Genomic DNA, 13,054 nt, shown 5'->3' on the forward strand with positions numbered 1-13,054 from the left:
ATGATGGGCCTGACCGCGGAAATGCTGGGCAAAATGCACGGCATCACCCGTGAGCAGCAGGACGCCTTCGGTGTTCGCTCCCACAAACTGGCGTGGGAAGCCACCCAGGAAGGTCGCTGGAAAAACGAAATCGTGCCGATCGAAGGCCACGACCAGAACGGCCACAAAGTGCTGTGCGAAATTGACGAAGTGATCCGTCCTGGCGCCAGCATCGAAGACATGCAGAAACTGCGTCCGGTCTTCGATCCGGCCAACGGTACCGTCACTGCCGGCACCTCCTCTGCCCTGTCTGACGGTGCCTCCGCCATGCTGGTGATGAGCGCCGAGCGTGCCCAGGCTCTGGGCCTGAAGCCCCGCGCCAAGATCCGCTCCATGGCCGTTGCCGGTTGTGACGCTGCCATCATGGGTTACGGTCCGGTACCGGCCACCCAGAAAGCCCTGGCGCGTGCTGGCCTGACCATCGACGACATCGACTATGTAGAACTGAACGAAGCGTTCGCTGCACAGTCCCTGCCGGTGGCCAAGGACCTGAAGCTGATCGACAAGATGGAAGAGAAAGTGAACCTGAACGGCGGCGCCATCGCCCTGGGTCACCCGCTGGGCTGCTCCGGTGCACGTATCACCGGCACCCTGCTGAACGTCATGGAATGGAAAGACGGCCAAATCGGTCTTGCCACCATGTGTATCGGCCTGGGTCAGGGTATCGCTACCGTGATCGAGCGGGTTTGATAAACGCCTGACGCCCGAAGCCTGACGCCGGACGCCGGACGTGCTCCGGCGCTCAGGCCCGGCACCCTATTTCCGGCCCGCCTCACAAGGGCAGGACTGGAAACAAAAAACCCCGGCTTACCCGCCGGGGTTTTTCTTTATAAGGAAAGTTGAACAGAGACTTGAACTAGTCAGCCTTGGCTGCTTCCTCAACAAGGCGATTCTGACGCTCTGAGGCCTTTTTCAGCACACGACCGTACACCCGCTTACGCTCCGCTGAGGAGGCGTTTCGGATGAAGTCAGAAAAAGGGGTCGATTCCACGACCGGGGGAGATTTCTTCAACATGTTTCCACCCTAGTCCAGTCCAAGCATGCGCTCAAGGTCCGCGCGACTATATTTCTCAGGAATATAGTTGTCAATTCGCTCCACATTCGCTTTGTAAAATCGGTGGGAGCCATCCCGGTTCTTTAGTAGCAAATCAACCCGAATATCCGGATACGCTTCTTTGAGCATGTTCACTGCATCTCTGGCAGTAAAGTACTGATTTATAAAGTCTTCTGGCAGTATTCGTCGCCCCTCGCTAGTCTCACGGGCTTGGACAAACTCCCATGCCTGTAAAGGCTCCTGGTAAACATAGAGAATTTGCACAAACCTCCCTTTATTTAAACACCGCTCAATATTGCGTCGCGCCACTTCAAACCGGGCCAAAGTACCGTCCAACAAAAAGGTCTGACGCTGCTTTAACGCCAAATCGAGGACCTTTTCTACCAAAATTGAGACTCCACCCTGAAATAACCAGGAATTATCCCCGGTATAGCCCGGCAGCTCCGATCTAAGCTCATCCGGGTCAATCCTAAGAATTTCACCACCACCATCCTTGACGCTATCAATTAGCTCTATCGACGCTTCAGTCTTGCCCGCGCCTGGGCAGCCAGCCATGAACACCGTTACCGGTTCCTTCTCCGGCACAAACCGGGACGTATCAGTAAGACGCTGACCAATTTTTTTCTTGTGCTTTCTGGCAAAAGCTATCGCTTCCTCCTGAAGTTCAAGCTCTTCTTTACTGAGTTGCTTCGTCATATATCTGATAGCTCCAGAACAGTAGAGGCACTGTCAATATGATCAGCATATAGTAACTAATCAAGACCAGCAGTATTTGCAACTGGGCGAAGCGTTCGCAACCCCTTCTCCCGGAGACAAAGGGTCTGAAGCTGCTAAAAAGGTGGAAGAAAAAATTAGCCCGAACAGCGTCACCATCGTGCTGGGGCACCGGCCAGGCAATCCCGGCTCAGGCCCGGATGCTGATTTCCGACGCACGAATAAGGGCAGGACTGGAAACAAAAAACCCCGGCTTACCCGCCGGGGTTTTTCTTTTTTTAACACCAGACTGGCCTGTTCTGCATAACCGGACCTTTCTGCCCCTCGTCTCCCCCACCGTGCCTTCGGTACAGTAACGGTTCTGTCACCAGAACAGGCTGAAGCGCCGCCGACAACAGAGCATCATTCAAGTCGCGTATTCGCGCGAGCGCTGCTTTCTCCACCCAGAGGGCAAGACGGCAACGCGCGATCAGCCTGCATCAAGGAGGAAGCCTTCATGCTTGACTGGATTGCACAGCATCAAAAAATCCTTTCTGTCGTCGCCAGTTTCAGCTCACTGGTTATCTGGATCGTTTACGCACAACTCCTCTATTTGGGTTTTCGCCGGCAACGCAGCCCGCGCCTGATCATTAACCGTGGGCGCAACAAGGACATCAATGCGCTCTGCCTGATCAGCAACATGAGCGCCGAATCCGTTTTCGTGCAATACATCATCGCCGAACTTCATACCTCCCAGGGCACCATCACCATGGACGTGACGGATTTCGAGCAGGAGTACAACAAGGGCGACGAAAACCCGGAGAGACACAATCCCGCTTCAGGCGCAGTGAATGTGTCGGAGAACACGCGCCAGGGCCCCATTAAACCGGGAGGCTTCTCCCATATCGGCACCTTCAAGGAATTGGTTGAGCGCATCGCCCGCTGTGAGGGCATCAAGATGGACGGGCACATGCCCAAAGGTGATCTGGAGTTCACCCACCTGACCCTGCGGCTCATCGGCATCTACGGCCCCGAGAACAAACCCATCGGCGCCGAACGCGGCTTCGATCTGGCCTACAACGCCAGTGAATTCTCTCTCAGCCCCGCCTCCTGGGACACCAAACAGCTCACCTCCATGAGGCAGCGCCACAAGCTCAAGAAGATTGTGGAACAGCTCAACGCCTCAAACATCACGTCGTCATCGCCTTTTCAGGAGGCGGGAATGCGGTAAAGGAAGCGCAGACGAGCTAGCAGGCCAAGCCGCACTCAACGAAGCAAAGGGCGGGAGATTCGGCCAGGCAGCGATACGGTGCAGACCTGCCTGACCATCAGTGGCGACCCTGGCGCCGCCACAGGTGGAGTTATGAATCGGCCTTGTTCTGCTGGGCCGCTTCCAGTGCCACGATTTTTGCGTGCATGGTGCGCATCAGGTCCAGCATTTCCTGGCGCTCATCGTGGGCAACCAGATTGTTGGCTTCCCGCTCGGCGCGCTGCTCGCTTTCGTGTACTTCCTGAGTCGCGCTCACAATGATGGCAATAAACAGGTTCAGCACCATAAAGCTGGAAATCAAAATAAAGGGCACAAAGAAGATCCAGGCCATGGGGTACACCTCCATCACCGGCCGGGCGATCCCCATGGACCAGCTTTCCAGGGTCATGATCTGGAACAGGCTATAAATGCTGGCGCCCAGCGTGCCAAACCACTGTGGAAACGCCTCACCGAACAGCTCCGTGCCCATCACCGCAAAAATGTAGAACATCATCAGCAGCAGCGCCGCCGTCCAGCCGATACCGGGCAACGCCTGCATCAGCGATTCCACCAACATGCGCAGCCGCTTCACCGATGACAGCAGGCGCAGCACCCGCAGAATGCGCAGACTTCGCAAGATAGCCAGTGGCCCGGAGGCTGGCGCCAGGGAAATGGCGACGATCAGGAAATCAAACACATTCCAGCCGGAGCGGAAAAAGCGCGGGCCAAAAGCCACCAGCTTGAGCGCGATCTCTGCCGTAAACGCCACCAGAATCACCTGATTCACCAGAGTGAGCCACTGCCCTGCCCGCTCCTGGGCCACCGCGGAGGTTTCCACCCCGAGGATAATGGCGTTCAGGAGAATCAGCGCGGTAATGCTGTTCGCGAATAACGAGGACTCAAGCCAAACGGTCAGACGCTGGCGCCAGCCATAAGAGGGAACGGAAGAAGACGAGGCCTGCATGAAACATCACCCAACGAGATAAAAGCCGCGAGTATACCTGATCTGTCCATGGGTATTGATAGCGTACGGTCGGGCAAGCGGGCCGGTCGATCGATGCTCTAGCGCCCTTTGCGAGCGGGTTAACGCACGGGGTGAGACCGGCTCAGCCTCGGACATCACTCAGGGGCGAGCAGGAAACACCACCACCTCATCGCCTTCCTGCCATACCGGCAGCTTGATCATGGTTTGCAGAAAGAGTGGGTGCTCCAACCAGCCCTGTAACCACCGCTGCAGATTCGGGTAAGGCAGCTGGCTAAATACATCGCGATCGACATGGGCGAATTGGCGGACAAACGGCATAACACCAATATCCGCGATGGTCGGATCATCCCCAAGCAAGTAAGCGCGGCTCTCCAGCAACGCCTCCAGGACCCGAAGAAAGCCCTCTCCCCGTTGCCGATACTCTGTCTGAGTCATCTCCACATGGCGGTCGGCGTATTTATAGCGGTCCAGCCAATACTTGAACTCATTATCGTTTTGCTCAATCAGCGCATTGGCCTGATCCAGAACCGTTGCGTCTAACAGCCCCTGTGGATCCTGCTGCTCCAGCGCCCACACCATGATGTCCCGGCTTTCTTGAATCACAGCACCATCGGCCAGCAGCAAAACCGGCACGGTGCCTTTAGGGCTTATCGCCAGCATCTGCGCAGGCTTGTTTTTCAGGGTCACTTCCCGCAACTCAACCTGCAAACCAGCGAACAAAATGGCCAGGCGGGCGCGCATGGCATAGGGGCAACGGCGAAAGGAATATAGACAATTAGATGGAGTCGTCATAGCGATATTGCACAACTGAAAAAGGGGTCCTTCAAGCAGGGACACCCATAAATTTAATTCTTTAAATGAAATTCAAAGGTTGCCTTTGGCATCCTGGCGACCAAGCACCCGCATGATCTCAACCGTTCTTCCATTCAGACGGTAATAAATGCTGTCCACGCCACAGACACTACGCCGATACCCTTTCTGAACATGGTCAACGGCGGGGAAGCGGTATGGTGATTGCGCGATCACATCAAAGCGCGCCATTAGCGTTTTAAAATATCGGACCGCCTGCTCTTCACCAAATGCTTCGACGCCACGCCAATAAATTCGAGCCACATCCCTTTTGGCCGCATCGTTGAGTCTATACCTCATCCCTTCCCAATCCGTCCTGGATCTCTTTCAGCAGTTCCGCAGGGCTCGGCTCCGTGAGCCCACTGCGCTCAGCTTCCCGTAATTTCGCACGAATCACTTCCAGCTCGCGCTCCGTTTCCTGCTCTCGCAGTTGGCGCTCACGAATCAACTCGCGAACCACTTCACTCTCATTCCCGTAATGCCCGCTCTCGATTTGGGTCTTGATCCAGCTATCTTGCTGATCTGTCACCGTAATACTCTTCTTCACCATCCCCATCTCACACCTCTCTCAAGCGCAACTATCCTACCTAGTAGTATAATTGCGCCCAACACGAAGACAACGCCGCTTATCCGCGGCAACCCTGAAGGCTCCCAGCTTTATCCAAGGGCCCAGGGGGTATTCTGCCCGGCAATCCAACGCCGCCCCGTCGCCTCCGCAAAGGCCTTCACCTTCGCTATCGGCCCCAGTGCCAACGGGGCTCTCCGCTTCCGGGGCCCCATGTGTTTCAACCAGGCGCGCTCATCAATACCCATGCGCTCAAGAATATTCGCCGCAGCACCATCAATGGCTCCCCTTTTATCTGCCCGCACAGCCCTGCCAGTGGCATCAACCAACACCAGATAATCCATCAACCGCATACGGCACACGGTGGCATCGTCATCCGTTTCGATATGCTCTGCATCCACCATGGGCAACAGCGCCGGGAGCTTGTCAGTGGAAGGCAGTTTCTGGACAGCGCGGCTTCGCTGCTGGAGAGAAGTAAAGTCAGAAGCTTCGGGTGTCGCGGCCATGCCGGCACGAACAGGGTTAAGATCCACATACGCCATGCAGCCAAGCACCGCCTTCTCGTCCAGCAGCGCCTGGCTTTTGTAGCGCCCTTCCCAGAAACGGCCCTTGCAGCCGTCCTCTTCGTTGGCCCGCCGGGCCAGATGCTCGTTCAGACAGCGCATGAACCAGCCCAGGTCATATAACCGGCAGCGCCATTGCTCAACGACCTCCAGGGCTTTCAGGGTTTCCGCTTCACAGGTCTCGTCGCGCAGCCATCGCTGAACCAACGGCGGCCCGGAAAACAGCCGCATCCACTGCGCCGCCACCTCACGACATGACCAGGCGTCCGCCCTGCCCCGATCCACTCGCAACACCAAATGGTAATGGTTCGACATCACCGCATAGGCGCACAGATCTATCGCAAACACCTCAACCAGCGTCGCCAGGCGTTCCACCACCCATTGCCTGCGATGCTCATAATCCTGACCAGAGTAATGATCCCGCCCACACAAGAAAGCCCTGCGTACACAACGGCAAATACAGTGGTAATACGGCGTTTCCTCAAGGGAAATCTGCTGATAACGCGCTCGAGTCATGGTCGCCTCCATGCTGATCCATGACTTAAACCATACTGTCCTTATGGACAGCAAGTCATCAGATAATGGCCATCAGGCGCGTGAGAGATTTGCTAATTGGTGGGTGTCCTTCTGTTGTTCGGATTGTTGGAATCACTTGTCTCTCCAGCGGCATGGTTATTAACGCGGCGATGGGGCCCTATAAGGGCAAAGGTGGCAGTGAGCATGCCTTGTTCCGCGCCTTGCTGTCCGACCTTGAACAGGGCGATATTCTGCTGGGTGATGCGCTGTATGGCAGCTACTACGTTCTGGCGGAATGTCTTGAACGTGGTATTGATGTGGTTTTCCAGCAAAACGGCGGCAGGAAACGGACAACAGATTTTCGTCGAGGAAAGCATCTGGGGAGCAAAGATCATCTGATCCGAATCAAAAAGCCAGTACAGCGCCCGGACTGGATGTCTGCGGAACACTTTAGAAATCTCCCCGCTGAAATTGTCATACGGGAGGTCGCGCTAGAGAGCAAAGTTCTGATTACTACCCTGAATGATGCAACGCAAGTTCCACGGGAAGCACTGAAAGCCTTGTATCGAAGCCGCTGGCATGTGGAGTTGGATATTCGGAATATCAAAACCACCTTGGGCATGGAAACATTAACGTGCAAAACACCGGAGATGGCCGAGAAAGAGATGTGGGTATATCTGCTGGCGTATAACCTGATACGCATTCTCATGGCGCAATCCGCAGCGTTATCGGATGTGCTCCCGCGAGCATTGAGCTTCAAGCATGCATTACAGATTTGGAATGCATGGAGTTGCCGTCTGGCATCGGGTTATTCGCAAGCAGATTTAGTGGAACTCTTGGTGCTTATTGCACTGCGATGCGTGGGCAACCGTCCGGGAAGAGTTGAGCCGAGAGCGGTGAAAAGACGGCCAAAGCCCACGCCACTGCTGACGCGGCCCAGGCATGAGGCACAAGCCGACATACGAAAGAATGGTCATCCTCCGAAACAGCGGGAATGGAATCGGTCAGGTCAGTAATAGGAAAGGCCTAGACTTAAGTAAGTGCCATTCGTGTCTGACCCCGGTTCCCGGTTCCGACCCCGGTTCCTTTCTGTTCTGGTTCCGCCTTTTTCGGGTTCGTGGCTTAGTCTGAGCCTAGGTCGGGGTCAATGGTCGATAAAAATTCTTTTGTTTCTTCATCGTCTTTGTTTTTCACGACCCAAAGTTTGCAGGCTATTTCAAATAGTGAAGGCCTGGCTTCGCCATAAAGAGATCTAGAAAGGTTTTCAAAAAAATCATGATGGTCTTCTGAAAGGTGTCGCCGCAAAGCTGTTTCTAGCGCTAATTTTCGTACCCCGATCCTTTCGGAATATTCATCAATGTTATCGGTTACTATTTTTATGGCCTCTATTTCTGGAGGTTGATTTCCAGGAAGTGCAATAAAAGGTGATGCGGCGTTGGTAACTAGGTCATGGGATTTTTGATCAGCATCCAAGATGCCAACAAAGCTTAATACGGGATTGTCTTGGTAGGGAGTGACTCCCTTTTCTACATTTCCTTCGCCGTTGACGTGTATCAAGTGTGCTGAGGTATATGCTCTACTGCCGAAATAATCGAGTATTGTTTTAAAAAAAATAACTGATTTATTGTCCTCAAAGACGAATACTTTTTTCTTTGTTGCTTCAAGGCCAAGCTCCTCAATATAATTTGTAGAGTTGGCTTTGCTCCAAGAGGATTTTTCGTTTTGGGTTATTACGATAGATCTTTCATGTCCTGCCCATTCGACAATGAATGGGGAATGCGTTGCTAATATGAGCTGTTTTGCTTTCTCACTAGCGGCATAGACGAAAAGCTTCTCGAGTCTTCTTTGCGCTAAAGGCGATAATCCCGCTTCGGGCTCGTCGACTAGAATGACTTTGGGCCCGTTTTCCTTTTTTATCAAGCGCCAGTATAAATACAAAACGCTCAGCTCTCCGAAAGAGAGTGCCAGACTGTCGACGGTGATTTCGTTTTTACGGCATATGAATCGAGGTATGGAGCTTCCTTCGAGGTCATCAATCTCTTCCACTGAGATGCTATGCCAGGAAGTGCAAAGTATGAAATTAATGATTGCTACTTCGCTTGTTTCGAATTCTCTCTCTTCATATTGGTCGAAGGTGCTTTGTAGATTAGTCAGCGCCTTGTTGACTGTTATTATTTCTTGAGCAGGGTCAATTTTTGTGCAGTCTGTCCGATCGCCAGGGAGGTTTAGGGTGATGCCTCCTAAAGTTTCTATGGTATGGCGGGGGAAGCCTGTTTTGGATTGTTCGCCAGTGAAAAGGTATTCTAAAAATGAGCTTTTTCCGGCCCCATTCGCTCCAACAACTATGGTAATTCGATCTAGGTCTTTTGAAGTTTCACATCCGTTGATAGGGTGTTGGGTTATTGTCTTTATTCCGTCTGGAGAGGGCAGTGGGTTTAGTGCCTTTTTCCATAAATCGTTCAGTTTGGCCATTCTCATAGGTGGCCCCACTGGACTGATTTCATGATTTCTATGAGCTTCGATTCTGAATAGCTGTCTTCAGAGAAATTGATTAGTTCAAGAATTTTCTTCGCCTTTTCACCTTGAGGACTATTAGGGGTTTGGCCACTTTCAATTGAAAAAATAAAAATACACAAAAGTCGCAACTGAACAGGGATTGCGTCATTGACGGATGACGATGACCTTTCTTGATATATAGATAAAATTTTCCGCATTTTAGAAAAGTTAAAAAGATCATTGGATTCTTTTTTTAATTGCTCTCTTTCTGATTCAAATTGGTGGACTAGCCTTTCGTTTGGTTCGTCTTCAAAGTAAAAGTACATTAGCCAGGTTAGCAATGTGGCTTTATTAAGTTTAACTTTTCCTTGTATGCTGGATTCAAAGTTGGTTATTGCTTGTTCGCATATTTCTATAGTGTCACTTGCTACCGGGTTTTGACTCCTGTACATCATTACAAGATCTGAATCGGTTATTTTCTCATTGATGGTGCCGGTGTGGATGGCGAAAACGAATCTTGACATGACATCGTGGTAAGAAAGTCTGCTGTTGTTGAAGCCAATTTTTCTTGAGTCAATGTCAAGGCTCTCCATGTGATTAACAAGGAGTTTAATTTGATCTCTGACAGGGCCGTAGAAAGTATTTCTCTTTTCGGCTGGAGTTAAGGTTGATCCTTGGTTTAATCGAAAAAATATTTCAGAAGGCTCATCGCTTTGGTAGTCATGTAGCTCATGAATTCTAACGGGATATCTCAAGAGCTTGTTTTTTGTATCTGGTGGTAGTTGAGAAAAATATAGGCCATGAAGATGAGAGATGTCTTCGCTCTTGGGCTCTATGTTGCCGTCAACAGGGAATGCGTCGTTCACGAATTCAAAAAGTGCGTTAAGTCTTTGTTGCCCGTCAAGTACGTCCTGTTGGCTGCTATCGTTAACAGCTACAACGTATACTGGAGGGAATTTCCAGCCTCTTATTACTGTATCGACTAGGCATTGTTGTTTTTTTTGTGACCAAACTAGATCTCTTTGGAAGTCTGGCTGTAGGTTGATTATTCTGTCGCCGATCCGTCGAATTATTGACTCGATATCTGGGTCGCTGGTCTCAATTATCATGATTTTTATCCTAAATGTTTGAAGCGCTCAATGCGCCTCATCCCAATTCTCCCCAACCCCCGCATCCACAATCAACGGCACCTTCAACGCTGCCGCTGACTCCATGCGTTCCTTCACTTCCTTCACCAGATCTTCCACCTGATCCTCCGTCACTTCAAACACCAGTTCATCGTGCACCTGCATGATCATCTTGGCATCAAAGTCGGTGGTGTCGAGCCAATCGTGGACCTTGATCATGGCCATTTTGATGATGTCCGCGGCGGTGCCTTGCATGGGGGCGTTGATGGCGGTGCGTTCGGCGGCCTGGCGGCGTTGGCCGTTGCTGCTGCGGATTTCCGGCAGGTAGAGGCGGCGGCCGAACAGGGTTTCCACGTAGCCTTGTTCCGAGGCCTGGGCGCGGGTTTCTTCCATGTAGCGTTTTACGCCCGGGTAGCGTTCGAAGTAGAGGTCGATGTAGTCCTGGGCCTCCTTGCGCGGCAGGCCTAGTTGCTTGGCCAGGCCGAAGGCGCTCATGCCGTAGATCAGGCCGAAGTTGATGGCCTTGGCATTGCGACGGTCGTTGTCGCTGACTTCTTCCAGGGTTTTGTCCCACACTTCCGCGGCGGTGGCGCGGTGAATATCCAGGCCTTTTTCAAAGGCATCGGTGAGGCCCTTGTCGCCACTCAGGTGGGCCATGATGCGCAGTTCGATTTGGGAGTAATCGCAGGCGACGATCTTTTTGCCTTTGGGAGCGAGGAACGCCTGGCGAATCTTGCGGCCTTCTTCACTGCGCACCGGAATGTTCTGCAGGTTGGGATCACTGGAGGACAGACGCCCGGTGGCGGCCACTGCCTGGTGGTAGGAGGTGTGCACACGGCCGGTGCGCTGGTTGATCAGCTCCGGCAGTTTGTCGGTGTAGGTGTTCTTCAGTTTGGCCACGCCACGGTAATCCATGATCACCTGGGGCAGGGGGTATTCCAGGGCCAGTTCCTGCAGCACCGCTTCGGCGGTGGACGGTGCGCCTTTCGGCGTCTTTTTGATGACCGGGATGTCCAGCTTTTCGTAGAGGATTTCACCCAGCTGTTTGGGGCTGGCCAGGTTGAATTCCTGCCCGGCGATCTCGAAGGCTTTTTCCTGCAGTTCCGCCATGCGCTTGGCCAGGAACTGGCTCTGGTGCTTGAGCAGGGTGGCGTCCACGTAGGTGCCATTACGTTCGATGCGGCTGAGTACCGTCACTAGAGGTAGTTCGATGTCGCGGAATACGTCTGGCAGGCGGCCTTCCTTTTCCAGCCTGGGCCACAGGGTCTGGTGCAGGCGCAGGGTCACGTCCGCGTCTTCGGCGGCGTAGCGGCTGGCTTCGTGCAGGCCCACCTGGTTGAAGGTGAGCTGCTTGGCGCCCTTGCCGGCGATCTCTTCGAAGCTGATGGTCTTGCGGCCCAGGTACTTGAGCGCCAGGGAATCCATGTCGTGGCGGGTGGCCACGGAATCGAGCACGTAGGATTCCAGCATGGTGTCGTAGGCCACGCCGCGCAGGGTGATGCCCACATCTTCGGCCAGCACGCTCATGTCGTACTTCAGGTTCTGGCCGATTTTCTTGATCGTGTCGTCTTCCAGCAGCGGTCTGAAGGCATCCATGACGAGCTGCTTGTCGAGCTGGTCCGGGGCGCCGGGGTAGTTGTGGCCGAAGGGGATGTAGGCGGCCTTGTCGTCCACGGCCACGCAGAAGCCCACCAGTTCCGCGTTCATGTAGTTGAGGCTGGTGGTTTCGGTGTCGAAGGAAAACTCGCCGGCGCTTTTCAGTTTGTCGATCCACTTGTCCAGCTGTGCCTGGGTGTAGACGATGTCGTAGGCGTCGCGGCCGAACGTGGGGGCCGCGGGCGCATCGTCATCCGCGTCCATTTCCACGTCTTTGCCCGCGTCTTCGGCCACCGGGTCCTTGCCGCCCAGCAGCTCCTTGAGCCAGCCCTTGAATTCCAGGCTGCGGTAATATTCGGCCAGTTTTTCCGCGTCCGGGGTTTGCAGTTTCAGGTCGTCCAGGTCTTCGCTGAGTTCGCAGTCCAGCTTGATGGTGGCGAGCTTGTAGGAGAGGAACGCCTGTTCCTTGTGTTCTTCCAGTTTCTTGCCCAGGGTCTTGGCGCCCCGGAAGCTGAGCTCGGCCACCTTGTCCAGGTTCTCGTAGATGGTTTCCAGAGAGCCCAGGCCCTGGATCAGGCCCAGGGCGGTCTTCTCGCCCACGCCGGGGACGCCGGGAATGTTGTCCACTTTGTCGCCCATCAGGGCGAGGAAGTCGATGATCAGCTCCGGGCCCACGCCGAACTTCTTGATCACGCCGTCGATGTCGTAGAGGGCGTCGTTCATGGTGTTGATCAGGGTGACCTTGTCGTTGACCAGCTGGGCCATGTCCTTGTCGCCGGTGGAGATCAGCACCGGTTTGCCCTGCTCGCCGAAGATGCGCGCGAAGGTGCCGATCACGTCGTCCGCTTCCACGCCTTCTTCGATGATCAGCGGCAGGCCCATGGCGCGGATCAGGTCGTGCAGGGGCTGCACCTGGGCACGCAGGTCGTCGGGCATGGGCGGGCGGTTGGATTTGTATTCCTCGAACAGTTCATCGCGGAAGGTCTTGCCCTTGGCGTCGAAGATCACCGCCATGTATTCCGGCTCGTAGTCCTTCATCAGCTTGCGCAGCATGGCCGCCACCCCGCGCACCGCCCCGGTGGGTTGGCCGCTGGAGGTGGTGAGCGGCGGCAGGGCGTGAAAGGCGCGGTACAGGTAGGAGGAGCCATCGACGAGGATGATGGGTTTTTCGGCTGCGGACATGGTGTTCGGCTTCTGCTGATGAGTGAGTAGGGAGAGTGTAGCGGAGATGGAGGGATGCGGCAGGGCGGGGAAGGCGAGTTGAAAGTTTAAAGTTGAAAGTTCAAAAGCGCGGGAGAGGCTCTCAAGGGTTTCATGTGGTG

At 54.0% G+C, this 13,054-nt stretch carries 12 protein-coding genes; 3 read left to right on the forward strand and 9 right to left on the reverse strand.

The window, feature by feature from the left end; translation table 11 throughout:
- Positions 1–729: acetyl-CoA C-acyltransferase (locus A3754_RS09430; RefSeq protein ID WP_156496934.1), on the forward strand; the 729-nt coding region annotated here is incomplete at its 5' end.
- A gap of 334 nt (positions 730–1,063) precedes the next feature.
- Here A3754_RS09430 and A3754_RS09435 read toward each other — a convergent pair.
- The gene (locus A3754_RS09435) at positions 1,064–1,789 is read right to left on the reverse strand and encodes a zeta toxin family protein (RefSeq protein WP_063519462.1); all 726 of its coding nucleotides are present in this window, start codon (positions 1,787–1,789) and stop codon (positions 1,064–1,066) included.
- A 514-nt stretch (positions 1,790–2,303) separates the two neighbouring features.
- Between A3754_RS09435 and A3754_RS09440 the strand changes: the two genes are divergently transcribed.
- Positions 2,304–3,017 carry a hypothetical protein gene (locus A3754_RS09440; protein ID WP_063519463.1) on the forward strand — a complete coding sequence of 238 codons (714 nt, stop codon included), beginning with the start codon at positions 2,304–2,306 and terminating at the stop codon, positions 3,015–3,017.
- A gap of 130 nt (positions 3,018–3,147) precedes the next feature.
- On the opposite strand, the gene A3754_RS09445 is transcribed toward A3754_RS09440, so the two are convergent.
- From A3754_RS09445 to A3754_RS09465, 5 genes are all read right to left on the reverse strand, one after another.
- Positions 3,148–3,999, reverse strand: a complete 852-nt coding sequence (locus A3754_RS09445; protein ID WP_063519464.1) for an ion transporter — start codon at positions 3,997–3,999, stop codon at positions 3,148–3,150.
- 159 nt (positions 4,000–4,158) lie between these two features.
- Positions 4,159–4,812 (reverse strand): glutathione S-transferase, encoded by a 654-nt coding sequence (locus tag A3754_RS09450; protein WP_156496935.1) that lies wholly within the window; start codon positions 4,810–4,812, stop codon positions 4,159–4,161.
- A gap of 72 nt (positions 4,813–4,884) precedes the next feature.
- Complete coding sequence (locus A3754_RS09455) at positions 4,885–5,133, reverse strand: type II toxin-antitoxin system RelE/ParE family toxin (RefSeq protein ID WP_231880571.1); 249 nt, start codon at positions 5,131–5,133, stop codon at positions 4,885–4,887.
- Positions 5,134–5,158: 25 nt separating this feature from the next.
- Positions 5,159–5,419, reverse strand: coding sequence for a type II toxin-antitoxin system ParD family antitoxin (locus A3754_RS09460; RefSeq protein ID WP_231880430.1), 261 nt, complete (start codon positions 5,417–5,419; stop codon positions 5,159–5,161).
- Between the two features lie 107 nt (positions 5,420–5,526).
- Positions 5,527–6,513, reverse strand: a complete 987-nt coding sequence (locus tag A3754_RS09465) for a hypothetical protein (protein ID WP_063519467.1) — start codon at positions 6,511–6,513, stop codon at positions 5,527–5,529.
- Between the two features lie 65 nt (positions 6,514–6,578).
- On the opposite strand from A3754_RS09465, the gene A3754_RS09470 reads away from it, so the two are divergent.
- Entirely contained in the window at positions 6,579–7,529 is a 951-nt protein-coding gene (locus tag A3754_RS09470; RefSeq protein WP_231880572.1) for an IS4 family transposase, read from the forward strand.
- A gap of 106 nt (positions 7,530–7,635) precedes the next feature.
- Here the strand turns inward: A3754_RS09470 and A3754_RS09475 are convergent, their stop codons facing one another.
- From A3754_RS09475 to polA, 3 genes are read right to left on the reverse strand one after another with little or no spacing between them, the layout of a single operon-like run.
- Positions 7,636–8,985, reverse strand: coding sequence for an ATP-dependent endonuclease (locus A3754_RS09475; RefSeq protein WP_063519469.1), 1,350 nt, complete (start codon positions 8,983–8,985; stop codon positions 7,636–7,638).
- Positions 8,986–8,987: 2 nt separating this feature from the next.
- The gene (locus tag A3754_RS09480) at positions 8,988–10,118 is read right to left on the reverse strand and encodes a DUF262 domain-containing protein (RefSeq protein WP_063519470.1); all 1,131 of its coding nucleotides are present in this window, start codon (positions 10,116–10,118) and stop codon (positions 8,988–8,990) included.
- Positions 10,119–10,145: 27 nt separating this feature from the next.
- Complete coding sequence (gene polA, locus A3754_RS09485) at positions 10,146–12,914, reverse strand: DNA polymerase I (RefSeq protein ID WP_063519471.1); 2,769 nt, start codon at positions 12,912–12,914, stop codon at positions 10,146–10,148.
- Positions 12,915–13,054 lie beyond the last annotated feature (140 nt).

This window comes from Alcanivorax sp. HI0083 (assembly GCF_001635175.1).